Source organism: Pseudomonas silensiensis (genome assembly GCF_050434865.1).
GTDB classification, from domain to species: Bacteria; Pseudomonadota; Gammaproteobacteria; order Pseudomonadales; family Pseudomonadaceae; genus Aquipseudomonas; species Aquipseudomonas fluorescens_W.
In genome coordinates this window covers 224,563-248,374 of sequence record NZ_JBNDJH010000008.1, presented here as the reverse complement: position 1 = coordinate 248,374, position 23,812 = coordinate 224,563, and the positions used below count along the sequence as shown (strand labels likewise).

The 23,812-nt window shown below is 59.7% G+C and carries 20 protein-coding genes; 7 read left to right on the top strand and 13 right to left on the bottom strand.

All coding sequences use genetic code 11. The features are described from left to right. Positions 1-59 precede the first annotated feature (59 nt). From QF010_RS14495 to QF010_RS14470, 6 genes are all read left to right on the top strand, one after another. A complete protein-coding gene (locus QF010_RS14495) occupies positions 60-356 on the top strand; it encodes a DUF5629 family protein (RefSeq protein ID WP_033054654.1) in 297 nt (98 codons plus the stop codon). Then, positions 349-1,518, top strand: coding sequence for a lactonase family protein (locus QF010_RS14490; protein ID WP_429533387.1), 1,170 nt, complete (start codon positions 349-351; stop codon positions 1,516-1,518). The genes QF010_RS14495 and QF010_RS14490 overlap by 8 nt, the downstream gene beginning before the upstream one ends. Positions 1,519-1,673: 155 nt before the next feature. Further along, on the top strand, positions 1,674-1,853 hold the full coding sequence (locus tag QF010_RS14485; RefSeq protein WP_033054657.1) for a hypothetical protein: 180 nt from the start codon (positions 1,674-1,676) through the stop codon (positions 1,851-1,853). 208 nt (positions 1,854-2,061) lie between these two features. Continuing rightward, on the top strand, positions 2,062-2,187 hold the full coding sequence (locus QF010_RS14480) for a hypothetical protein (RefSeq protein ID WP_429533375.1): 126 nt from the start codon (positions 2,062-2,064) through the stop codon (positions 2,185-2,187). Between the two features lie 115 nt (positions 2,188-2,302). Then, positions 2,303-2,515: a hypothetical protein gene (locus QF010_RS14475; RefSeq protein WP_429533374.1), complete on the top strand. Its 213-nt coding sequence runs from the start codon at positions 2,303-2,305 to the stop codon at positions 2,513-2,515. After that, complete coding sequence (locus QF010_RS14470) at positions 2,512-2,769, top strand: hypothetical protein (RefSeq protein ID WP_429533373.1); 258 nt, start codon at positions 2,512-2,514, stop codon at positions 2,767-2,769. Before QF010_RS14475 ends, QF010_RS14470 begins: the two co-directional genes overlap by 4 nt. A 161-nt stretch (positions 2,770-2,930) precedes the next feature. On the opposite strand, the gene QF010_RS14465 is transcribed toward QF010_RS14470, so the two are convergent. The 10 genes from QF010_RS14465 to QF010_RS14420 all read right to left on the bottom strand — a co-directional run bounded on the left by QF010_RS14465 (position 2,931) and on the right by QF010_RS14420 (position 16,145). Next, positions 2,931-3,539, bottom strand: coding sequence for a glutathione S-transferase (locus QF010_RS14465; RefSeq protein ID WP_429533372.1), 609 nt, complete (start codon positions 3,537-3,539; stop codon positions 2,931-2,933). Further along, positions 3,536-7,177 carry an AAA family ATPase gene (locus tag QF010_RS14460; RefSeq protein ID WP_429533371.1) on the bottom strand — a complete coding sequence of 1,214 codons (3,642 nt, stop codon included), beginning with the start codon at positions 7,175-7,177 and terminating at the stop codon, positions 3,536-3,538. The genes QF010_RS14465 and QF010_RS14460 overlap by 4 nt, the downstream gene beginning before the upstream one ends. After that, entirely contained in the window at positions 7,174-8,418 is a 1,245-nt protein-coding gene (locus tag QF010_RS14455) for an exonuclease SbcCD subunit D C-terminal domain-containing protein (protein ID WP_429533370.1), read from the bottom strand. Before QF010_RS14455 ends, QF010_RS14460 begins: the two co-directional genes overlap by 4 nt. Before the next feature lie 238 nt (positions 8,419-8,656). Continuing rightward, a complete protein-coding gene (locus QF010_RS14450; protein WP_429533369.1) occupies positions 8,657-10,297 on the bottom strand; it encodes a BatD family protein in 1,641 nt (546 codons plus the stop codon). Beyond that, positions 10,294-12,033 (bottom strand): tetratricopeptide repeat protein, encoded by a 1,740-nt coding sequence (locus QF010_RS14445; RefSeq protein WP_429533368.1) that lies wholly within the window; start codon positions 12,031-12,033, stop codon positions 10,294-10,296. The genes QF010_RS14450 and QF010_RS14445 overlap by 4 nt, the downstream gene beginning before the upstream one ends. After that, positions 12,030-13,106: a vWA domain-containing protein gene (locus QF010_RS14440; RefSeq protein WP_033054670.1), complete on the bottom strand. Its 1,077-nt coding sequence runs from the start codon at positions 13,104-13,106 to the stop codon at positions 12,030-12,032. Before QF010_RS14440 ends, QF010_RS14445 begins: the two co-directional genes overlap by 4 nt. Further along, the gene (locus QF010_RS14435) at positions 13,099-13,593 is read right to left on the bottom strand and encodes a DUF4381 domain-containing protein (protein ID WP_033054673.1); all 495 of its coding nucleotides are present in this window, start codon (positions 13,591-13,593) and stop codon (positions 13,099-13,101) included. Before QF010_RS14435 ends, QF010_RS14440 begins: the two co-directional genes overlap by 8 nt. Beyond that, entirely contained in the window at positions 13,590-14,534 is a 945-nt protein-coding gene (locus QF010_RS14430) for a DUF58 domain-containing protein (protein WP_033054674.1), read from the bottom strand. The genes QF010_RS14435 and QF010_RS14430 overlap by 4 nt, the downstream gene beginning before the upstream one ends. 5 nt (positions 14,535-14,539) lie before the next feature. After that, on the bottom strand, positions 14,540-15,499 hold the full coding sequence (locus QF010_RS14425) for an AAA family ATPase (protein WP_008150800.1): 960 nt from the start codon (positions 15,497-15,499) through the stop codon (positions 14,540-14,542). A 292-nt stretch (positions 15,500-15,791) separates the two neighbouring features. Then, the gene (locus QF010_RS14420) at positions 15,792-16,145 is read right to left on the bottom strand and encodes a hypothetical protein (protein WP_033054675.1); all 354 of its coding nucleotides are present in this window, start codon (positions 16,143-16,145) and stop codon (positions 15,792-15,794) included. A 503-nt stretch (positions 16,146-16,648) separates the two neighbouring features. On the opposite strand from QF010_RS14420, the gene QF010_RS14415 reads away from it, so the two are divergent. After that, positions 16,649-21,556, top strand: a complete 4,908-nt coding sequence (locus QF010_RS14415; protein WP_033054676.1) for an NAD-glutamate dehydrogenase — start codon at positions 16,649-16,651, stop codon at positions 21,554-21,556. Positions 21,557-21,625: 69 nt separating this feature from the next. Here QF010_RS14415 and QF010_RS14410 read toward each other — a convergent pair whose 3' ends face one another. The 3 genes from QF010_RS14410 to QF010_RS14400 form a co-directional block, all read right to left on the bottom strand. Beyond that, positions 21,626-22,075, bottom strand: coding sequence for a hypothetical protein (locus QF010_RS14410; protein WP_429533367.1), 450 nt, complete (start codon positions 22,073-22,075; stop codon positions 21,626-21,628). Between the two features lie 306 nt (positions 22,076-22,381). Beyond that, a complete protein-coding gene (locus QF010_RS14405) occupies positions 22,382-23,092 on the bottom strand; it encodes an ATPase (protein ID WP_429533366.1) in 711 nt (236 codons plus the stop codon). A gap of 228 nt (positions 23,093-23,320) precedes the next feature. Continuing rightward, complete coding sequence (locus QF010_RS14400) at positions 23,321-23,731, bottom strand: cupin domain-containing protein (RefSeq protein WP_429510110.1); 411 nt, start codon at positions 23,729-23,731, stop codon at positions 23,321-23,323. Positions 23,732-23,812: the final 81 nt, after the last annotated feature.

Below are 23,812 nucleotides of genomic sequence, written 5' to 3'. Positions count from 1 at the left end.
GGAACGATCATAGGGGGATGAGCTATCATTGCGTCTTTCCCATTCAAAGATTGACTGCCATGACTGCCGCAACCGACACCTTGCTCGCCACCCTCGAACACTGCGATATGGTGGAAATCGATGGGCTGCACGCTTTCGAATTTTCCCTCGATGAAGACGATAACCTGCACATCGAATGCCTGGACGGTCGTGTGTCCAAGCACTGGGAGTTCACCCCGGCCGAAGTCGAGGCCGCGACCTTCGATCCAGACTTGCAAAGCTGGCTGATCACCGGCAGTTCCGGCGAGCACCGGTTGGTGTGCATGACCGCGTTCCGCGGTGATGACGACGAGGAAGAAGTGAATGAGGATGCGTAAGCTCTGGCCACTGCTGATGGCCGGCAGCGTCGGCGCAATGGGCTTTCAGGTTGCGTCGGCCGACGACTATCAGTTGCTGGTCGGTTCCTACACAGCCGGTCAGAGCCAGGGGATTTATCGCCTGAACTTCGACAGCGCCACCGGGCAGATCGATGCCAAACCGCTGCAAGTGGTCAAGAGTGAAAACCCGTCCTGGCTGACCCTGTCCAAGGATCAGCGTCACCTGTTCGTGGTCAACGAAAACGGCCCGGGACAGACTGATCCGGTAGGGCGCGTCAGCAGTTATGCGATCGATCCCGAAACCCATGCGCTGAGCCTGATCAATCAGGTGCAGAGCCTGGGCAACGAACCGACGCACTCGGGTCTCAGCATTGAAGCCAGTCACCTGTTTGTCAGCAACTATTCGGTGGCTGAAGATCCGGGCGGCACGCTGGCTGTATTGCCGGTGGACGCCGACGGCAAGCTGAAATCCGTAGTGCAGATGAGCAGCCATCCATCAAGCCGGGTCAATCCCGAGCGGCAGATGTCGGCGCACGTGCATTCCACGGTTGCGTCGCCGGACGGCAAGTACGTGTTCTCCAATGACCTGGGCGCCGACAAGATCTTTGCCTACCGCTTCGACCCCAAGGCTAACCCGGAACTGCCCTTGACCGCCGCGACTCCGGCGTCCGTCCAGTTGCCACCCGGTAGCGGGCCGCGTCATCTGCTGTTCAGCGCCGATGGCAAGCACGCGTGGCTGACCATGGAAATGAGTGCGCAGGTTGCGGTGTTCGATTACAAGGACGGCCAACTCAAGCAAACGCAAATGATCGAGTTGGCGACGGGTCAGCCCGTTTCGGACAAGGCAGCCGCTGCGCTTCACGCGTCGCGCGATGGCAAGTTCCTCTACGTCAGCAACCGTGGCACCGCCAATCAGCTGTTGGTGTTCGCCATCGATTCTGCGACCGGGCACCTCAAGGAACTGCAGCGCCGTTCTGTTGAAGGTGATCACCCGCGTGAGTTCAGCCTCGACCCGAGTGGCAAGTTCTTGTTGATCGCGAACCAGAAAAGTAACCAGATTGTCGTCGTCGAGCGCGATTCAAAGACAGGCCTGCTGGGTAAAACCGTGCAAAAACTGCCGATGGATGCCCCGAGCGATCTCAAGTTCATGGTGCGTCAATAGGCCGCAGGCCCCGGTTGATGGGGCCTGCATCCTTCTATTAATGACGCTGATATCTGCTAATGCTACAAAAGATTTCAAGGCGCCAACCTCGACGGTTAAGTTTGTTTCACGGCCCCACCGGGCATGCAAGCCAACTGAATCCGAGGAACACCGCCATGAACTTCAATCTCTTCTCTGTAATCGCCGCTTCCGCTATCTCTGCCACCGTTGCGTTGCCAGCCAGCGCCAACATTGAAATCAGCGACAAAAAATCCCACGCCCAAAGCTACACCCAGAAATACCTGCAACAGAGCGCCAACTTTTACGCGGCTCTGGATCACAAAACCCAAGCTTGAAATTTGACCCCTGCACCCTTTATGCAGGAGCGAAGTCACTTGCGCCGATCGAGCTGAAAAGCTCCGAGAAACCTGAGTGATGTCGCTCCTGCATAACGCGTTTACGACAGCATCATATTGCTATCAAGGTATTGCTTGATATCACATGGCCACAAGTTTAAATTTGACGCTGATTTTTTGACTCCTTCTCCTGATAAGGATCGACAGCATGGCAATGCGTCTGGCCGTGGTTCTTCTGTTTCTCTATTCCACCCCCATTCTTTCGGCCGCCCAGCCCGTTCCAGCAGAGCCGGATGCGGCCCGCGAGCGCTTGATGAGTTTTATTGAAGACTGAGATAGTTTGGCTTAATGATTAACGAAGCTGATGGTTACTATGGATAACCCTGAGTGGTTATCACCGCTTTTTTGATCGAATCTGTGGGCATCGAAACATGCCTGCGGAGAACATCATGGCCAGCGCAATCATCACTTCTGCCAAACACGGCGCCTACCTGGCTATCGCTCTTTACGTGGTCCTGGTGCTGGTTGTCAGCCTCTCGCCACAATCGCGTCAACCGCTTGAAGCGCCGATTCAAGTCGCTCATCCCGGCATCCAGTTTGAACACCGTTCGCAAACCGCGATGGTCGATCAAGCTGAACTCTCGGGAGTCGCCGGGGAATGAAAGGGCACAGACTTTGGGTCATCGCCTTCCTGGCGTTCATGACCAATGGATCTTCCTTGTTGGGGATCGGACAGGGCTCGGCGGGGTCGGTGGCACGGACTATCGAAGCCAATCACAACCTTGCTCGCAACATTGAAACCGCGAAGGCCCTGGAGCTGCTGGCCGGCAATCCGCCGATCGAACGTCAGGACGATTTCTTCGGGCCGTTCCACGTAGATTGCTCGGCGTTGCAGATGTGTGAAGTGTTGGCGTAAATGCCGGCAGCGATGAGGTCCATTGTGGCGAGGGAGCTTGCTCCCGCTGGGCTGCGAAGCGGCCCCAAAACCTGCAACCTTGGCTCTTCAGGAATACTCTATCCGCCGATTCACGACTGCTTCGCAGCCGAACGGGAGCAAGCTCCCTCGCCACAATTTATTTATGTATTTTCTTGTTTTTGCATCACACCAATAAACAAATCCGACTCCAGAAACTGCTGCAACCAGGCCTGCAAACGCAGATAGGGCGTCTGCCCGAACCACTCGCGATCCACATGGGCGAACTGCCGTACGAACGGCATCAGTGCCACATCCGCCAGACTCGGATGCTCGGCCAGCAAGTAGTCGCGTCCCTCCAGCAACTCATCAAGCCTGCGCAAAAACACCTCGCCCTCGACGCGATAAAACGCCATTGGCTGTTCGGGGTATCGCTCGGCGTACTTGTAGCGATTCAGGTGCATCTTGAACACCTGATCGTTTTCTTCGATCAGCGCGGCGATGAGTTGCTGCCCGACAGGATCATCCTTGAGCAACCAATCCTGCGGATCGCTTTGCGCCAGGGCCCAGTGCATGATCGCCAGACTTTCATCGATCACCTGACCGTCGACGCTCAGCACCGGCACCGTGCCTTTGCTCGACAGCGCCAGCATTTCGGCAGGTTTGGCCTTCAGGCTGACCTCGACAATATTCACCGCAACGCCGGAGTAGCGCAGGGCCATGCGCGCCCGCATCGCGTAGGGGCAGCGGCGGAAGGAATACAGCGTATTCATTTCACCTCCAGCGTACTCAGGCCGTTGCCCTGACGGCGGACCTGAATCTGCACCGGAATCCGTTCATGCATTTCCTGCACGTGCGAGATCACCGCGACTTTACGTCCCTGGGCTTGCAAACCGTCGAGCGCGTCCATGGCCAGTTGCAGGGATTCCGGATCAAGGCTGCCGAAGCCTTCGTCGATGAACAATGATTCGATCTTCAGCGTGCTCGATGCCATGGACGCCAAACCGAGCGCCAGGGCCAGTGACACCAGGAACGTCTCGCCGCCGGACAACGAATGCACCGAACGCAGTTCATCTCCCATTTCGGTGTCCATCACCAACAACCCGAGCATGCTGCCGCCACGTTTGAGGCGATAGCGTCGCACCAGTTGCCGCAACTGAACGTTGGCGTGATGCACCAGCAGGTCGAGGTTGTAGGCCTGGGCGATCTTACGGAAAGTGTCGCCCGTGGCCGAACCGATCAGTGCATTCAAACGTGCCCAGCGCTGGTATTCGGTGTAGGCGTCGGCGATCTGCTGCGCGAGGGCCTGATTGGCGTTTTGCCGGCGCTGATCCTCGGCCTGTTCGGCACGCAGTTCGGCGCAGCGGTGTTCGCTGGCGGTGAACAGGTTTTGCAATTCGGCAAGCGCTGTCGCCAGCTGTTCGGCGTCGAGATTGCCGTTGTGCTGTGCTTGATGATTGAGCAGACGCTGATCGCGTTCCTGTAGCAGAACCTTAGTCTGTTCGATGGCTTTTTCGCTTTGCTGCAATTGCTGACGCAGTTCGCTGACCTGCTGGTCGTCGATACTCAGCAGATCTTCCAGACCACCGTCATCCAGCTCCGGATGCAAGGCGCGCCAGTCGGCAATCTTGCCGCTCAACTCGCGATCTTCGGTTTCCAGTGCCTGCGAGCGTTCCTGCTGGGCCTTGAGTTCGGCGCCCAGTTGCACCAGCCGCGTACGCACCGTTTGCAGTTCCTGATTGGCCGTCGCCTCAGCATTGCGTGCCTGTTCGACGGCTTGATCCAGTTGCTGCTGCCACTGCTCGGCGCTGGCGTGTTTGCCGAGCAATTGTGTGAGTTTTTGCTGGCAGGCCTGTTGTTGGTCGGCGAGGGCGGTGAACTGCTGGCGGGCCGTTTCCAACTGCTGGAGGCGAGTAAGTTGGCGGTCCTGTTCTTTTTCCAGCGTCTGCTGCCGCTGTTGCTGTTCGCTGAGTTCATCGCGTTGCTGATCGAGTTGTTCCAGGCGCTGACTGATCTGCCGGTCCAATTGCATGAAAGTCGCAGCCGGTTCGTTGCGCAAGGCTTGCAGCGTATCGGCCGGGAGCAGGGTGCTGAACGCCGTCAACTCCTCGTCAAGTCGCTGGCGATCGCTGTTCAACTCACGTTGCTGGTTGGCCAGGTGTTGGGCAGCTTGCTGGCTCGCCGTTTCAGCGCTACGCAGTTGCTGTTGAAGGCGTGCGGCGTCCTGTTGCAGGGTGAGCAGGGCGGTCTGCCGTTGTTCATCCTGAGTGATGCTTTGGTTCAACTGGTTGTTTTGCTGCACCAGCCAGGCATCGCGTTTAGCCGCATCCTGCGTGAGCAGTTGCGCAGATAACGGATGTGCCTCAAGGCTAGGCGTCAGGCTCTGCTGCTGGGTCGCGAGGTGTTCTTGCTGTTGCAGCAACTCCTTTTGCTGCGCAATCACGCCGCCCACTTCAGCGCGCAGGTCAGTGAGCGTTTCTTTCAGCAGGTCGACGGCTTTCTGGGCGTTGGCCTGTTCGCTTTCATCATGTCGACCGAGGCTTTGCAGCAGGGCTTCGGGTTGATGATAGGGATGGTCGGGGCTGCCACAGACCGGGCACGGCTGATCGTCCTGCAACTGCTCGCGCAGTTCTTCGACGCTGGCGCTGCGGGCCAGACGCTGGCGTTCCAGCAGTTCGCGGGTGACGGTCAGGGTCTGTTCGGCAACGACCAATTCGTTCTTGGCTTTCACCCCGTCCTGGGTCAGACGTTCTCGTTCTTGCTGAGCGGTCAGCTGACGTTGCTGGAGCTCGGACGCGCGCTTGTCCAACTCCTGCTGGCTGGCCCACAGGCGCGTCAACTCTTCAAAGGCCCGCTGCTGCTTGCGGTTGTCTTGTAGCAGGCTACCGAGAATCTGAATCTGCTCGGCCACCGCTTCCGGTTCGGCGCCGGCCTCCTTGTACAGCACTTCAAGGCTCTGGCGCTGAGTGGACAGGTCCTCGGCAGCGCGAGCGGCGCTCTGTTCCAGGGCGGCCAGTTCAAGCTGGCCCTTGTTCAGGCGATTGCCGATCAGCATCAGCTGTTGCAGGCGATCACGGTAGGCGTTCCAGGCATCGCTCAAAGGCGCCAGAGGGGTGCTTTGTTCAAGCTCCCCGGCAATCCGCTGCAAACGTTCGGCGACCTGTTTCTGTTGGTCCAGCAAGCCTTGAATCGTGTTCTGGCCCTGAGTGCAGGCCAGTTCCGCCTGCTGCTTGAGGTCGGCGCTGAGGCCGGCATCCTTGACCAGACGGGCGAGGGTGCTTTGCTCTTCAAACGCCTGACGCAGCAGTGGTGCGCTGGTGGTGTGTTGGCTTTGGGCTTCGACCAGTGCGGTCTGCGCGGCGCTCAGGCTGTGTTCAAGTTGCGCCTGGCGCTCATTCAGTTCGGTTTGCTGTTGGGTGTGCTGCTGAATCTGTGCGGCCAGCGGTGTGAGCCGGGCAGTGAGTTCGGTCTTGCGGGCGAACTGGTGCCGTTGCGGGGCCAGTTGCTCCAGGCGAGTCAGCTTCAAGCGTTCGCCGGCCAGACCTTCCCAGCGCTGCTGGGCCGATTGCAGCTGTTCGGTGGCGCTCTGCTGCTCGTCCTGCAACTGGCGCAATTCCTTGAGCCAGGTGTGTTGCAGTTCCAATTGCTTGAGTTGCGCTTGCTGGGTCTTGAGATGTTGCTGAGCCTCGCTGAAGCGTTCGTCGAGTTCTGCCCGTGCTTCTGGCGACAACGGCGTCACACCAGTGGCCTGATCCTGCAGCAACTTGTGGGCTTCGCGAGCCTCTTTGGTTTTGTCGAACGCCCGGCGACCGAGGCGCGTATACAGCGCGGTGTCGGTGAGTTTTTCCAGCAGTTCGCTACGTTCGTTGTCGTTAGCCTTGAGGAACGCACTGAATTCGCTCTGAGCCAGCAGCACCGCGCGAGTGAATTGCTCAAAGTTCAAGCCCAGTACGGATTCGAGCTGGGTCTTGAATTCGACTTTCTGACTGGCCAGCAGTTGATCCAGATCGATGTCGCGCAAACTCTGGCGGCTGGCTTGCAGCTTGCCGCCGGCCTTCTCGCGGGCGCGATTGGCTTCCCAGCGAGCGCGGTAGCGACGGCCATCGATGCCAACGAAATCTACTTCGGCATAACCTTCACCAGTACCGCGACGCAGCAGCGTGCGCGGGTCGCCAGTGCTGATCTCGCCGTCGGCGTCTGGCGCTTTGGCAGACACCTGGGCATTGCTCAGCCGAGGCACAGCACCGAACAGCGCCAGGCACAAGGCGTCGAGCAAGGTGCTTTTACCGGCGCCGGTCGGCCCGGTGATCGCGAACAGACCGGCGCTGGCCAACGGCTCAGCGGTAAAGTCGATTTCAAAAGGCCCGGCCAGTGAGGCGAGGTTTTTCAGGCGGATCGCGAGGATCTTCATGGTTGTTCGCTCTCCATCTGCACGTCTTGCAACAGCTCGGCGAAGTCCTTGAGGGTTTGCTCGTCGACCTCGCTGCCGTAGTTGTCCTGCCAGGCGCGGCTGAACAGTTCTTGAGGCGAGAGCTGGTCGAGTTCGATCAAGGTCGTGCCGTCATCGACGCCATCGCGGCTGCCGTTGCCGGCGTATTCAGCGGCGATCCGCACCAGACGCACGGCTTTGCCTTGCAGGGCGGTTTCTACTTGATAACGCAAGTCGGGTTGCGGCTCATCAAGACGCACCCGAACTTCCAGCCATGGCTGGTGCTGGATATCGGCCAGCAGGTCGATGTTCGGCAAGTCGGCCAGTTGCAGCAGGATGTCCGCCAGTGGCGCGGGACCGATGCGTTGCAGATTCACCGCCCGGGGGATCAGTTTGGGTTCGACGCTGACCAGGGTTTCGCCTTTCAGTTGGATGTCGAGAATCTGGTGCTGATAGCCGATCTCGGAGAACGACAACGGAATCGGCGAGCCGCAGTAGCGGATGCGCTCTTCACCATTGACCTTCTGCGGCTTGTGCAAGTGGCCGAGGGCGACGTAACTGATGCTCGGCCCGAACAGGCTGGCGGGCAGCGCTTCGGCGTTACCGATGATCAGGCTGCGCTCGGAGTCTTCCGACACCGAACCGCCGGCCATGTGCGCGTGGCTGATGGCGATCAGCGCCTGACCTGGCTTGCGCTTGGCATTGGCCGCTTCGATCAGCCACTCGTGAACCTGGCCGATACCGCGCAGGTAGTTGTCGCCCAGGTGCGCGCCGGTCACTTCGGCGGGTCGCAAGAACGGCAGCGCCAGGCACCAGGCGACGGTTTTGCCCTTGGCATCCGGCAATGGCAGCAACAAGCGCTCGGCGTCGAGTTGACCATCATCCAGCCACAGCACACGGCCCAACGCGTGGGTGCGCAAACGCCGCATCAGCGGTGCGGGCAGTTCAATGCGCGAACCGGAATCGTGGTTGCCGGCGATCATCACAATGGTCAGCTTCGGCTGTTGTTCATGGGCACTGACGATGAAATCGTAGAGACGTTCCTGGGCTTTGACCGGCGGGTTGACCGTGTCGAAGATATCGCCGGCGATCAGAAGCACGTCTGGCTGGTCCAGCTTTAGCTGGCGCAGCAGCCATTCGAGAAAGCAGGCGTGTTCGAAATCGCGTTCCTGGCCGTGCAGGTTCTGCCCGAGGTGCCAGTCGGAGGTGTGAAACAGACGCAAGGTGAACTCCGTAGGAAATAAGGTGATGGCCGCGAGGAAAATGATGGCGGCTAAAGGGGAGGGAGTTTACTGGCAAACACGCCTGATCGTGCGATGGATGTGATCTTGTGGCGAGGGAGCTTGCTCCCGCTCGGCTGCGCAGCAGTCGTAAATCCTGGCGACTCGGTGCGTCAGAAATATCGTAGGGGGCTGCTTCGCACCCCAGCGGGAGCAAGCTCCCTCGCCACAGGGTTTAGTGTTATTTCGGGTACAGCGGCGGCAGGCCACTGTCGCCCACCGGATCCTGAACCCGCTCGGCAATCGGAATCGCCTTGATCGCCCGCCATAAGTCTTCACCTTGCCAATGCTGGCCGGTTTCGCTGTAGAGCGCGCCGTTCAAGCCGTCGAGGGCGTCGGACAACGGCACAAAACGCGCCGCCATATCGGCCAGGGTTTCCGGTTGTTGCCGGGCCCAGGCGTCGAGGGCCTGGCGGGTGGCGTGGGAGTCGTTGGCCTGACAGGCGCGCTTGAGATCGTCGAGCACGGTGCGCGGGCTCGGGCCGGTCTGCGCGGCGCGCAGGATCGCCGGTTGCCAGCGGGCGCGCCACCAGAGACCGAAGCCCAGCAGGGTGGTGCAGGCCAGGATCAGGGTGCTGAGTTTCCACCACCAGAGGGCTTCGTTGTCGGCCGCGGAAAAGGCTTGAGGTGTGCCGGCCGGGGTGTCGACCATCAGGCTCGGATTGTTCGCCACTGGCAGGGTTCGGGCCGGCAGGCTGCTGTGGTCGAGGTGGTCCTCGAAGGTGTTCCACCAGATCACTTCAACCGCTGGCAACTCGATTGCGCCGCTACGTGTCGGCACCAGGGCTTCGCGGTCTTCGCGACTGCCGATCAGCCCGCGCTCGCTGTTCTGGTTGCCCAGCACCGGTTGATCCGGGTAGCGCCGCAAACCGTTGACGTCGGTAGCGGGCAGCGGCGGCAATTGCGAACTGTCCAGGCCTTCAGCCTTCACCGTCAGGCTGCGGGTCAACGAATCACCCACTAGCGCATGGTCCGGTTCCGGGTTCCAGCTTTCGCTCAGGCTGAGGCTACGGGCCGGCAGCCATGGTATGTCGGCAGGGTAGGTGACGGGTTTGGCCTTGACCGTCAGCAGAATCTCGGCGGAGCTGACCCGCATCAATTTGCCGGATTTCGGTGCCTGCGCGGCGGCGTCCTTCGCGGGTTGCGCGTCCACGAGTGCGGCATTGAATATTTGCGGCGGAATGACCAACTCACCGCTGTGTTGCGGGTAGATCGCGTAGCGCATCTCGATCACGCCGTGGCGCAGGCCATTGATGTCTTTCTCGTAGGTGCGCGCTTCGCCCAGTTGCTCGATGCGCACATCGGGAATTTGCAAAGGGGGCAGGCTGCTGTCGTCGTACAGCGACACCGAATGGTAGATGCGCAAGGTCAGGATCGCCTGGGCTTGCACGTACACGCTGTTTTGATCGAGGCTGGCGTCGATGAACACCGGGGCCCGTTTGTCCGGGCTGTCCTGGGTTTCGGTCTCGACCACTTGCACGGTGATTGGCTGGCTCTGTACGTCACCCAGTTGCAGTGGCGGAATTACCACGCTGCCGTTCTGCCGAGGCAGCAGGGTGATGATCCAGCGGGTGGTCGCACGGTTGTCGCCATTCAGGGTGGTCAACTGGTTGACCTGACGGGTGCCGCGTACTTCGAACAGCGGCTCCAGCGGTGCCAGATCAGGCTTGCCGAACTGCGTCACGTCGTTGGATTCCAGGGTCAGTTCAATCGTTTCGCCGCTGTTCAGGCGACTGCGATCCACACTGGCGACCAGCCCCGCAGCCTGGGCCTGAGCAGTCCAGAGCAGCAGTGCGAGCAAGAAAGTGGTGAAGCGGGTCATCGAGTTTTTCCCTGATCCTGATGTTGTTGCTGTTCGTACCAGAATTTGCGTCTGAGCAATTCTCCCGGGTCATCCGGGATCTTGCGCAGCCATTGCTCCAGCGCCTGGCGCTGTTCACCATCGATGCTGTCGCTGGCCGGACGCATCGGTGGTCGGGTGCTGTCTTCATTCCCCAGCTCGCTGCCAGGGACTTCATTGGTGCCGGGTTTCGACGGCGTTTTGCTCTGTTGGTCGGAGTCCGTCGTGGTTTGTTGGCCGTCGGTTTTCGGTTCGCCATTCTCCGACGGTTGCGTGGCCGCGCCCGGCGGCGGTTCTTGTGTGTGGGGCTCGGCCTGGTTTTCGGCGTTTTTGTCTGGAGCAACGGGCGGTGGAGTGTTTTTCTGCTTGAGCAGACTTTCCACCAGCGCCTTGTTGGTCAGGGCCGGGCGTAAATCCGGTTGACGCTCCAGCGCCTGTTCATAGGCATCCAGCGCGGCTTCCAGCTCACCGCTTTTGGCCAGGGCGTTGCCACGATTGTAGTGGGCGTGGGCGTCGCTGCCTTCGGCGAACCGCTGGGCGGCGCCGCTGTAGTCGCCGGCCTCGTAGAGCGCCACGCCTTGCCATTGTCGATCTTCGAAATGCTGCGCAGCCTCGGCCGGGCGTTTCTGCTTCAGCAAGACCAGACCCTGTTGGTCGGGGCGCAGCCACAAATCGTTGAAGTCGAAGGCATAACTCGGTTGTGGCAGCAGCAAGAGCAGTGGCAAGCAGAACAACCAGCCGCGACGACCGGCGCACGCTGCGAGCAGCAGCAACGGCAACAACAGCCAATAACCCTGATCGGCCCACGTATCGAGGCGCAGGGTCTGGCCGTTGTTGCGCAGCGTGCGTGGCTCCTCGAACAAGCCGAGTGCGCGCAAATCGGCATCGTCCAGGCGCGCGTGGCGATAGCTTCCGTTGAGGTCGTTGGCAAAGGCTTTCAGGCTTGGCTCGTCCAGATGCGGCACCAGAATCGCGCCTTGGTCGTCCTTCAGAAAACTGCCGTCCTCCTGGGTAATCGGCGCGCCTTCGGCAGTGCCGATACCGAGCATCAGAAATTGTGTCGACTTGCCGTCCAGCGCCTGCTGAATCCCCTGGCGTTCCAGTTCGGTCAAGGTCGAACCGATCAGCAGGATCCGCCCGTCACCGAGGGCGCTCTGAGCCAGCAGGGCAAGGGCCTTGGTCACCGCCAGGTCGGCGCGATGTCCCGCCAGGGGCATCAGCGAAGGTTTGAGGGCATCCAGCAAATTACGGCTGGTCGACAGGTCATCCGACAGCGGCACCAGCGTGTGAGCGCTGCCGGCGTAGACGACAATTGCGGTCTGGGCATCGCTGCGGTTCTCCAGCAGGTCGAACAGCTTGCGCCGGGACTGTTCCAGCCGGTTGGGTGGTACGTCGGTGGCGAGCATTTCCGGGGTCAGCTCGAGGACCACGACCAGCGGGTCGGCGGGTTTCTGACTGGGTTGCTCGACACGTTCCCAGCTCGGCCCGAGCAGCGCCAGAACGGTCAGCACCCAGGCACATCCCAGGATGACCCACGGCAATTTGCTGTCGCGACCGTTGCCACCACTGAGCAACGCCGCATGGAAGGCCGGTGGCAGAATCATCTGCCAGCGCCCGGCGCGTTTCTGCCGATGCCAGAGTTGCCAGAGCAACCAGCCCAGCAATGGCAACAACAGCAACCACCAGGGGCGGAACAAGTACGGCCAGAGTGCACTCATCGGCGCCTCCGCAGACGCAGGCGGTTAAGCCGCTGGCGCCAGTCGGGCAATTGCGTTTGCAGAAGGTCCTTGGTGAACAGTCGCCGCAACGGGTTATCCGGCCAGCGCTCGCGAACCACCAACAGCATGCTCAGCAGCAACGCCAGCGCCAAAGGCCAGTGGTACAACGCCTGCGCCGGGCGAGCCTGGGTCGGTTGCTGGGTCACCGGTTCCAGTTGGTCGAGGGTGTCCTTGATCGCTTGCAGTTCCTTGTCATCGTGGGCGCGAAAATACTGGCCGCCCGTGGCTTCGGCGATCGCCATCAAGGAGGGCTCATCAAGGTCGAGGCTCGGGTTGACCCCCAGGAAACCCACCGTGCCGCTTTGCTCCGGATCGGCGCCGATACCGATCGGGTAGATTTTCACGCCTTCGCTCGCCGCCAGCCGCGCAGCCGTGAGCGGGTCGATTTGGCCGCCGTTGTTGGCGCCGTCGGTGACCAGAATCAGTACGCGACTTTGTGCCGGGCGTTGGCGCAGGCGTTTGAGGGCCAGGCCAATGGCATCGCCGATGGCGGTGTTCTTGCCGGCGATGCCGATCCGCGCTTCGTCCAGCCACACGCGCACGGTGTGCCGGTCGAACGTCAGCGGTGCTTGCAGATACGCCTGGCTGCCGAACAGGATCAGGCCGACGCGATCGCCGTCGCGACTTTCAAGGAAGTCGCCGAGCAAGTGCTGAACCAGTGTGAGTCGACTGACGTCTTCGCCCTGCCATTGCATGTCGGGGAAATCCATCGAGCCGGACACGTCGACCGCTACCAACAGATCGCGACCGCTGGCGGCGATGGGCAGCGGTTCGCCGAGCCATTGCGGGCGCGCTGCGGCGATCAGTAACAACAGCCACAGCAGAATGAACGGTGCCTGTTGGCGCCAGGCCGGCAGGTTGGCCCGGGCGCGGCGGCGGACCAGGCCTTCGAGGTCGCCGAGGAAGCTGACTTTGAGTGCCGGTTCGCCACTGTCGGCGACAGGCAGCACGATGCGCATCAGCCAGGGCAGCGGCAGCAGGGCAAAGATCCACGGCCAGGCGAACTCAAACATGTTTACGAATCCAGGTGTCGACCGCTTGCGTCAGGCCGGCGATGGCCTTGTCGTCGAGTTTGCATTCGGGTTTGTAGGCGCCTTCGACCAGCACCATCCAGCGGGTCAGGCCGGCGGCCGGGCAACGATTGTCGAGGAATGCCAGCCATTTGCGCCCATTGAGGGTATGGCTCTGGCTGTAGGGGTAATGGTTGCGGCACAGGCGTTTGAGCAAACCGTTGAGTTGCTGCAACCAGGCACCGGCCGGCGCGCCGTCGTAGGGTTTGGGCATCCGCGCCAGTTCTGCCAGCGCGGCGAGGCGCACCGGGTCCAGCGGTTGTTCGGCGCGCACGATCGGGCGTTTGTTCGCAAAGAAGTGCCTTGCCTTCCACAGACCGAAACCGATGAGCGGCAGTAACAACAGCAACAACCACCAGCCCGGTGCCGGTGGCCAGAATTCGATCGGTGGCGGGGAGATCAGCGGTTGCAGTTGATCGAGGCTGCTCATCGGCCTTTCCCCGGTTTCTGTGGGTTCAGGTACTCGCGCAGTTGCTCGACCATCTCGCTCTGGGTGCTCAGGGGCATCAGCAATACCCGCAGCTTCTGCGCGAGCAATTCCCAACGAGCGATGCGCGCTTCGGCCTGGGCGCGATAGGTCTGGCGCAGCTCGAAATTCAGGGTGTCGAGTTCCAGTTGCGCACCGCGTTCGGCGAAGCGCAAAAGCCCGGCGGCGGGCAGGGCGTGATCCAGTGGATCGGACACTGGCAGCAGCAACAGATCGCAATGCCGTGACAACAGGCTCAGCTGTTGCTCGGCGCCATCGGACAAGGTGCGTTCGTCGCAGATGATGATCACCAGGCTGCCGGGACGCAGGACTTCCCGCGCGCGGCGCAGGGCAATGTTGAAGGCGTCCCGGTCCGGCTCGTTTTCCGTGTGCAGCGACTGATTGACCCGCACCAGACGGTTGAGCAATTGCAGCAGGCTCTGTTTGCTGCGTCGTGGCTTGATTTCATAGTGTTCGTTGTTGCCGAACACCAGTCCGCCAACCCGATCGTTATGACCCAGTGCGGCCCAGCCGATGAGGCTCGCAGCCTGGGCGGCGAGCACTGATTTGAACATCAGCCCCGAGCCGAAAAACAGTCGGCGACTTTGCTCGACCATGATGAAAATCGGCCGCTCGCGCTCTTCATGGAACAGCTTGGTGTGGGGTTCCTGGGTCCGTGCGGTAACCCGCCAGTCAATGCTTCGCACGTCATCGCCGGCCTGATAGACCCGCACCTGATCGAAGTCCACCCCGCGTCCGCGCAGTTTGGAGTGGTGCAAGCCGATCAGCGGGCTGCGCTGGCTCGGTGTGGAAAACAGTTGCACTTCACGCACGCGATGGCGCATCTCGATCAGCTCGGCGAGGCTGACACGGATGCCCGGCTCGGGCGGCAGGAGGGCGTTCATCGGGGTCAAGCGACGGCTACGACGTCGAGAATCCGCTGGACCACCCGGTCCTGGTCGATGCCCGCGGCTTCGGCTTCAAAGGAAAGAATGATGCGGTGGCGCAGTACGTCGAACAGCACCGCTTGAATGTCTTCCGGGCTGACGAAGTCGCGACCGGCCAGCCAGGCGTGGGCCCGGGCGCAGCGGTCGAGGGCAATCGAGCCGCGCGGGCTGGCGCCATAGGCGATCCACTCGGCCATCTCCGGGTCGAACTTGGCCGGGGTGCGTGTGGCCATGACCAGTTGCACCAGGTATTCCTCCACCGCGTCGGCCATGTACAAACCGAGGATTTCCTTGCGCGCGGCGAAGATCGCCTGCTGGCTGACCCGGCGCTCGGGCTTGGTTTCGCCGTTCAGCGCTTCGCCACGGGCCTGTTGCAGGATCCGACGTTCGACGGCGGCGTCCGGGAAGCCAATTTTCACGTGCATCAGGAAGCGGTCGAGCTGCGCTTCAGGCAGTGGATAGGTGCCTTCCTGCTCGATCGGGTTTTGCGTGGCCATCACCAAAAACAGCGGCGAAAGCTCATACGTGCTGCGCCCGACGCTGACCTGGCGTTCGCCCATGGCTTCGAGCAGGGCTGACTGAACCTTGGCCGGGGCGCGGTTGATTTCGTCCGCCAGCACCAGATTGTGGAAGATCGGACCTTGCTGGAACACGAAGCTGCCGGTTTCCGGGCGATAGATTTCCGTACCGGTGATGTCGGCGGGCAGCAGGTCGGGGGTGAACTGGATGCGATGGAACTGGGCTTCGATGCCTTCGGCAAGTTCTTTGATGGCCTTGGTCTTGGCCAGGCCCGGAGCGCCCTCGACCAGCATGTGGCCGTCGGCAAGCAAGGCGATGAGCAAGCGCTCGATGAGTTTTTCCTGGCCGAGAATCTGCGTTGAAAGAAAGGTTCGCAGCGCTAGCAGCGCTTCACGATGTTCCATCGATGACTGTTCCTGGAAAGGGTGACCGAAGACGTTCGTATAACGCCAGGGCTGGGGGCGTTACTTTAATCTATCGCGGGGGGCGGCGACTAACGGCATTTTGTGCAAAGTGCGGGAAATGGTTGGGAAAATTGTTTGGAATTTGTAGGGAAGAGATAGTTTGCGGTGTTCTTACGGACGCCATCGCGGGCAAGCCCGCTCCCACAGTATTGAAGGTGGGCTTGCGATCTGCGCAACGCAGCTGAACCCTGTGGGAGCGGGCTTGCCCGCGATGGGGCCCGCCCAGACACCATCAAAGCTCGCTGATATAGGTGCCAGTCCCCTTGAGAATGTTCTGCAGCGTTTCTTCCACTTCGGCCAAATCCGCCGCATCAGTGCTGTGAATGATTTCCAGCGAATCATCACCATTGAGCGCATCGGCGTCAGCGGCGGCGATTTCGATCAGCAGGCGGGTAGGGCTGAGGGTGACTTTTACGCCATCCAGCGTCGAAGGCTCGTCGCCGAGGCTGATGTCCAGTGCGTCCTCGTCCGGGTAACGGGTCATCAGGAACATATCGCCCTGATCGCTGTGGCAGCAGAGCATGGCCATGTTGTCTTCTTCGTCGTCGCACGGGTTGACGATCAAGAGGGCGGTGGTCATTTGCATGGGGAATTCCTGGCTCGACGAGCATTGTGAAGACAAACAAAGGGCAATTCTGCCAGCAGACGGGAATTTCTGCTCGTCTGGTTGTCAGAGAATGTGTCGTGAACATCTGGGGTGTTGCTGGTCATTTTTGGTACGGATGTGGCGCAAAACCGGGCTTAAACCCCCCGTTTTACCGTGCGGCTGCTAGTGTTGTTCGATGCACAAGGCGCAAGCTGCGTACCGATGACCGAATATGTCGCAGCGCTGCAAGCACGGGGCTTGCCGCACTGGTTAAGCTGCGCAACGGATGAGCACCTGTAAAGGCATTGCGCTGCACCTTGCCCAGTCGTTTTTGCAGATGCCCATTCATGGAAGGTGAATGTGACCTGAGTGTCTCGTCCAGCTTCACCCACCTGTCATCCTGTTTCCTCTGCCCGAGAATCAGGAACAGGGTGACGGATTGCCCCGAAAGGGGTTTGCACGCGACGCTTCCATCAATAACAAGCCCAAGCGGAGTACCACAGATGGCGTTCTTCACCGCAGCCAGCAAAGCCGACTTCCAGCACCAACTGCAAGCGGCACTGGCCCAGCACATCAGTGAACAGGCACTGCCACAAGTGGCGCTGTTCGCGGAACAATTTTTCGGCATCATTTCCCTGGACGAGCTGACCCAGCGTCGGTTGTCCGACCTCGCCGGCTGCACCCTTTCTGCGTGGCGCCTGCTTGAGCGCTTCGATCACGCGCAACCGCAAGTGCGCGTCTACAACCCCGATTACGAACGCCACGGCTGGCAGTCGACCCACACCGCGGTCGAAGTGCTGCACCACGACCTGCCATTTCTGGTGGACTCGGTACGCACCGAGCTGAACCGTCGCGGCTACAGCATCCATACCCTGCAAACCACTGTGCTGAGCGTACGTCGCGGCAGCAAGGGCGAGCTGCTGGAAATCCTGCCGAAAGGCACCCAGGGCGACGACGTGCTGCAAGAGTCGTTGATGTACCTGGAAATCGACCGTTGCGCCAACCCGGCCGAACTGAATGTCCTGAGCAAGGAACTGGAACAGGTTCTCGGTGAAGTCCGCGTTGCGGTCGCCGATTTCGAACCGATGAAAGCCAAGGTCCAGGAGATCCTCACCGGCCTGGACAACAGCCAGTTCAAGGTTGATCCGCAAGAAAAAGCCGAAATCAAAAGCTTCCTGGAATGGCTCGTGGGCAACCACTTCACCTTCCTGGGCTATGAAGAATTCGTGGTTCGCGATGAAACCGATGGCGGCCACATCGTCTACGACCAGGATTCCTTCCTCGGCCTGACCAAATTGCTGCGCACCGGCCTGACCTACGATGACCTGCGCATCGAAGACTACGCCGTGAACTACCTGCGCGAACCGACCCTGCTGTCGTTCGCCAAGGCTGCGCACCCAAGCCGTGTACACCGTCCGGCTTACCCGGATTACGTGTCGATCCGTGAAATCGACGCCGACGGCAACGTCATCAAGGAATGCCGTTTCATGGGCCTGTACACCTCCTCGGTGTATGGCGAGAGCGTGCGGGTCATCCCGTACATCCGCCGCAAGGTCGAAGAAATCGAACGCCGTTCCGGCTTCCAGGCCAAGGCTCACTTGGGCAAGGAACTGGCCCAGGTGGTTGAAGTGCTGCCGCGCGACGACCTGTTCCAGACCCCGGTCGACGAGCTGTTTGCCACCGTGATGTCGATCGTGCAGATCCAGGAACGCAACAAGATTCGCGTGTTCCTGCGCAAAGACCCGTACGGCCGCTTCTGCTACTGCCTGGCCTACGTGCCGCGTGACATCTACTCCACCGAAGTGCGCCAGAAGATCCAGCAAGTGCTGATGGATCGCCTGAAAGCCTCGGACTGCGAGTTCTGGACCTTCTTCTCCGAGTCCGTGCTGGCCCGCGTGCAGCTGATTCTGCGTGTCGATCCGAAAAACCGTCTGGACATCGACCCGCAGCAGCTGGAAAACGAAGTGATCCAGGCTTGCCGCAGCTGGCAGGACGACTACTCGGCCCTGACCGTCGAAACCTTCGGCGAAGCCCACGGCACCAACGTGTTGGCCGACTTCCCGAAAGGCTTCCCGGCCGGTTACCGCGAGCGTTTCGCCGCGCATTCGGCTGTGGTCGACATGCAGCACCTGCTGAGCCTGAAAGAATCCAATCCGCTGGTGATGAGCTTCTATCAGCCACTGGGTCAGGTCTCCGGTCAGCGCGAGCTGCACTGCAAGCTGTATCACGCCGATACCCCGCTGGCACTGTCCGACGTGTTGCCGATCCTGGAAAACCTCGGCCTGCGCGTGTTGGGTGAATTCCCGTATCGCCTGCGTCACAACAGTGGCCGCGAGTTCTGGATTCACGATTTCGCGTTCACCGCCGCTGAAGGCCTGGAACTCGACATCCAGCAACTCAACGACACCTTGCAGGACGCGTTCGTCCACATCGTGCGCGGCGATGCCGAGAACGATGCGTTCAACCGCCTGGTGCTGACCGCCGGCCTGCCATGGCGCGATGTCGCGCTGCTGCGTGCCTACGCCCGTTACATGAAGCAGATCCGCCTGGGCTTCGACCTGGGTTACATCGCCAGCACCCTGAACAACCACACCGACATCGCTCGCGAGTTGACCCGGTTGTTCAAAACCCGTTTCTACCTGGCCCGCAAGCTCGGTACTGACGATCTGGAAGACAAGCAGCAACGTCTGGAACACGCGATTCTGAGCGCACTGGACGACGTCCAGGTGTTGAACGAAGACCGTATCCTGCGTCGCTACCTGGACCTGATCAAGGCCACCCTGCGGACCAACTTCTACCAGACCGACGCGCACGGTCAGAACAAGTCCTACTTCAGCTTCAAGTTCAACCCGCACCAGATTCCAGAGCTGCCGAAGCCAGTACCGAAGTTCGAAATCTTCGTTTACTCGCCACGCGTCGAAGGCGTGCACCTGCGCTTCGGCAACGTTGCTCGAGGTGGTCTGCGCTGGTCTGATCGTGAAGAAGACTACCGCACCGAAGTCTTGGGCCTGGTAAAAGCCCAGCAAGTGAAGAACTCGGTCATCGTCCCGGTGGGCGCCAAGGGCGGCTTCTTGCCGCGTCGCTTGCCACTGGGCGGCAGCCGTGACGAGATCGCGGCCGAGGGCATCGCCTGCTACCGCATCTTCATCTCGGGCCTGTTGGACATCACCGACAACCTGAAAGACGGCGCGCTGGTACCGCCGGCCAACGTCGTGCGTCATGACGACGATGACCCGTACCTGGTAGTGGCAGCGGACAAGGGCACTGCAACCTTCTCCGACATCGCCAACGGTATCGCCATCGACTACGGCTTCTGGCTCGGCGATGCGTTCGCATCGGGCGGCTCGGCCGGTTACGACCACAAGAAAATGGGCATCACCGCCAAGGGCGCGTGGGTTGGCGTACAACGTCACTTCCGCGAACGCGGCATTAATGTTCAGGAAGACAACATCACGGTGGTCGGCGTCGGCGACATGGCCGGTGACGTGTTCGGTAACGGCTTGTTGATGTCCGACAAGCTGCAACTGGTCGCAGCGTTCAACCACCTGCACATCTTCATCGACCCGAACCCGGAGCCAGCCAACAGCTTCGCCGAGCGTCAGCGCCTGTTCGACCTGCCGCGTTCGGCCTGGTCGGATTACGACACCAGCATCATGTCCGAAGGCGGCGGGATCTTCTCCCGTAGCGCGAAAAGCATCGCGATTTCCCCGCAGATGAAAGAGCGCTTCGACATTCAGGCTGACAAGCTGACCCCGACCGAACTGCTGAATGCCTTGCTCAAGGCACCGGTGGATCTGTTGTGGAACGGCGGTATCGGTACGTACGTCAAAGCCAGCAGCGAAAGCCACGCCGATGTCGGCGACAAGGCCAACGATGCACTGCGCGTGAACGGCAACGAACTGCGCTGCAAAGTCGTGGGCGAGGGCGGTAACCTCGGTATGACCCAACTGGGTCGTGTCGAATTCGGCCTCAATGGCGGCGGTTCCAACACCGACTTCATCGACAACGCCGGTGGTGTGGACTGCTCCGACCACGAAGTAAACATCAAGATCCTGCTGAACGAAGTGGTTCACGCCGGTGACATGACCGACAAGCAACGTAACCAGTTGCTGGCGAGCATGACCGACGAAGTCGGCAACCTGGTGCTCGGCAACAACTACAAGCAGACTCAGGCCCTGTCCCTGGCAGCGCGCCGTGCCTTCGTGCGGATCGCCGAATACAAGCGTCTGATGAACGATCTGGAAGGCCGCGGCAAGCTGGATCGCGCCATCGAGTTCCTGCCGGCTGAAGAGGCAATCAACGAGCGCCTCGCGGAAGGCCATGGCCTGACCCGTGCCGAGCTGTCGGTGCTGATCTCCTACAGCAAGATCGACCTCAAGGAAGCGCTGCTCAATTCTCAGGTACCGGACGACGATTACCTGACGCGCGACATGGAAACCGCTTTCCCGCCGACCCTGGTGAGCAAGTTCTCCGACGCCATGCGCCGTCACCGTCTGAAGCGTGAAATCGTCAGCACCCAGATCGCTAACGATCTGGTCAACCACATGGGTATCACCTTCGTTCAACGACTCAAAGAGTCGACCGGCATGAGCCCGGCGAACGTGGCCGGTGCTTATGTGATCGTGCGTGACATCTTCCATCTCCCACACTGGTTCCGTCAGATCGAAGCCCTGGACTACCAGGTTTCCGCTGACGTGCAACTGGAACTGATGGACGAGTTGATGCGTCTAGGCCGTCGCGCTACGCGCTGGTTCTTGCGCAGCCGTCGCAACGAGCAGAATGCTGCCCGTGACGTCGCGCACTTCGGTCCACATCTGGCAGCGCTGGGCCTCAAGCTCGACGAACTGCTGGAAGGCCCGACCCGCGAAGGCTGGCAGACCCGTTATCAGGCCTACGTCGCGGCTGGCGTTCCTGAGTTGCTGGCACGCATGGTTGCAGGCACCACTCACCTGTACACCTTGCTGCCGATCATCGAAGCGTCCGACGTGACCGGTCAGAACGCAGCCGACGTGGCGAAGGCTTACTTCGCCGTGGGCAGCGCGCTGGACATCACCTGGTACCTGCAACAGATCAGCGCTCTGCCGGTTGAAAACAACTGGCAGGCCCTGGCCCGTGAAGCGTTCCGCGATGACGTCGACTGGCAACAACGTGCGATCACCATCTCCGTCCTGCAACAGGGCGACGGCACTCAAGACGTGGAAACCCGTCTGGAGCTGTGGATGGAAGAGCACGAAGGCATGATCGAACGCTGGCGCGCCATGCTGGTAGAAATCCGTGCCGCCAGCGGCACTGATTACGCCATGTATGCGGTAGCCAACCGTGAGTTGCTGGATCTGGCGTTGAGCGGTCAAGCGGTAGTGCCTGTCGCTGCCGCTGTTACTGCCAGCGCTGAGTTGGAGCCGGCTGCCTGATCAGGCGCTGAATGAAAAAGCCCCGTCTCGAAAGAGGCGGGGCTTTTTTTTAATCTTATGGAAAGGGTTTTATGGCAAGGATCCATCATTGTTGCCCTTTAAATCGAATTTGCCGCTGATTTTAAAGGGCGGCTCATTGACTTCGGTGCTGTTGTTTTTGACTGTGAACCAATATGATCCGACCGCAGTTTCTAGCTGTTGATTGTAGGTGAACGTGACTTCTCCATCGATCGCATTGTAAACAATCTGGTTCGAGTCCTCTTCGAAGTAGAAATTTTCGACGAATACATATTTCAGTTTCAGATCACTGATTTTGTAAGTATGGTTTCCTGACGGGAGATCGGTAGACAAGGAAATGCCAAACCAAAAATCCCGATTTTCGTTGGATCGTCTGCATCCAATGCCAAAGCCGGCTTTGACGTGCTGCAGGTAAACATAGTCGGGCAGTAAGCTGAGTTCACCTGACTTGATAGAAAACGTACCTTCGGTGCGTTGAGCTGACTCGATTTTAGTAATCATGTTTAATCCCTTCTCGATGAAAATAGACTTGCTCGGCCGGTTAATTAAGAGGTAGATAGTTTGGCGCTGTCTACTGTCAGATTTGACAGTGGACTCCGCCACCAAAACGTGCTGAAAAAGTCCTATGGCCCGAGTCGTTAAGAGTTCATCAGCGGTGAATGATAAAAAACCGTCTCGAGAGAGGCGGGGCTTTTTTATCTGAGGGTTTTGTGTTGTCAGTTCTGGCCTCAACGCGAGCAGGCTCGTTCCACATTGGAATGCATTTCAAATGTGGGAGCGAGCCTGCTCGCGATGAGGGCATTAGCTTCAATACAACTTCCGACCTGTTGTGTTATCGACCATCGACACTTTATCTGTCGGCCTGGTCAATAAATTACTGAGCGACTGGTCAAACTTCTGCAAAGCCCTGACTTGCACATTCTGCTGTTCGTTAATATCGGCAACTATCTCTTCGCTGCGTTTATAGTCCGCCCATACCGGGCTCAGTTCTTTAGCGTCATGCCCTTGCGCAGTGCCGATGTAGTTAAAGTTAGTATCGTAGAATGCTGCGCTGACATTCGCGCTGATATCCGAACTGCGCGATGTCATCAATTGACTGCGCGTGTCGACAATGGCGACCACGTCCGGTTTAGCGGCCCTGAGACTTTGCATGTCCGGGTACACCGTCACCGAGCCAAACTGACGTTGCAAGGACGCTTTGACCCAGTCCACCGCCATGTCCGGTTTGGAGGTGGCGACGTAGGCGTCGTGAATCGACTGCACCAGCAGGCTCTGGCCGAAGCCGGTGCCGGCGTTGGCCTGGTAGTCCTGAAGGTAGGCGCGGTTGGTTTGAGTGTTGCGGCTGTAGACGATGCCCAGAGACACGTTGCTGCCATTGGTGACATGCGTGGCACTGCTGCGGCCCACCGGCTCGGTGAAAATACCGTCGAGCGAAGAAACAGCCTTCGGTGCAGTGGGTATTGAACAACCTGTTAAAAGAGCCGTTATCGTCAAGGTACTGACAAGTGCAAGTTTCATGGTGTTTCTCCCGTGAAACAACTTGAGTCGGAAAGTTAATAGGCCGGACACAGTCGGCGGAAATTCCAGACTAAACCTGTCGTTGCCCAAAGAAATAGCCAATCACCGCACTTGTCAGGTGGTCACTAGTTTTGTTTGGTTTAAAAGGCGCCGGTTAATGACGCCGGGAAATAAAAAGGCCCGAATGCTTAATTCGAGCCTGTTTATTTATGGCTGGCGCGACAGCTATCAGTTTTCCAAAGGGATCAATACTTTTTCTTCTGGCGCTAACACCATAAACACCAACAGTTTGGCAGGTTTGGTGGTACTGGCATTTTTCGAGACCAAATGCTCCGACCCGGCCGGTTCGTACCAGTATTCACCGGCCTTGTAAGTGATCGCCTTTTCACCTTTGACCTGGGAAGTGATTGCTCCCGAAAGGACGTAAGCCATGGCCGTGCCCTCGTGCTTGTGGGCGATGGACGATTGGCCGGGTTTGTAATCGACTTCGATCATCAGCGCTTTTTTACCCGGCACGTTTGTCAGCATCTGGTCCTGCAACACCGTGACTTTTTCCGAAGGGTCGTGGGCGAATGCCGCGGCGGAAACGGTCAGGGCCAGGGCGGCGAGGGGCGCAGCGCAGTAGCGGAAGGCGTTCATGGGTTATCACCTGCTGTGGTTAGTTGTCAGGGACCACAGTAAGTCTCGGCCCAGGCCAATCAAACAGCCAATTTTCGTGAA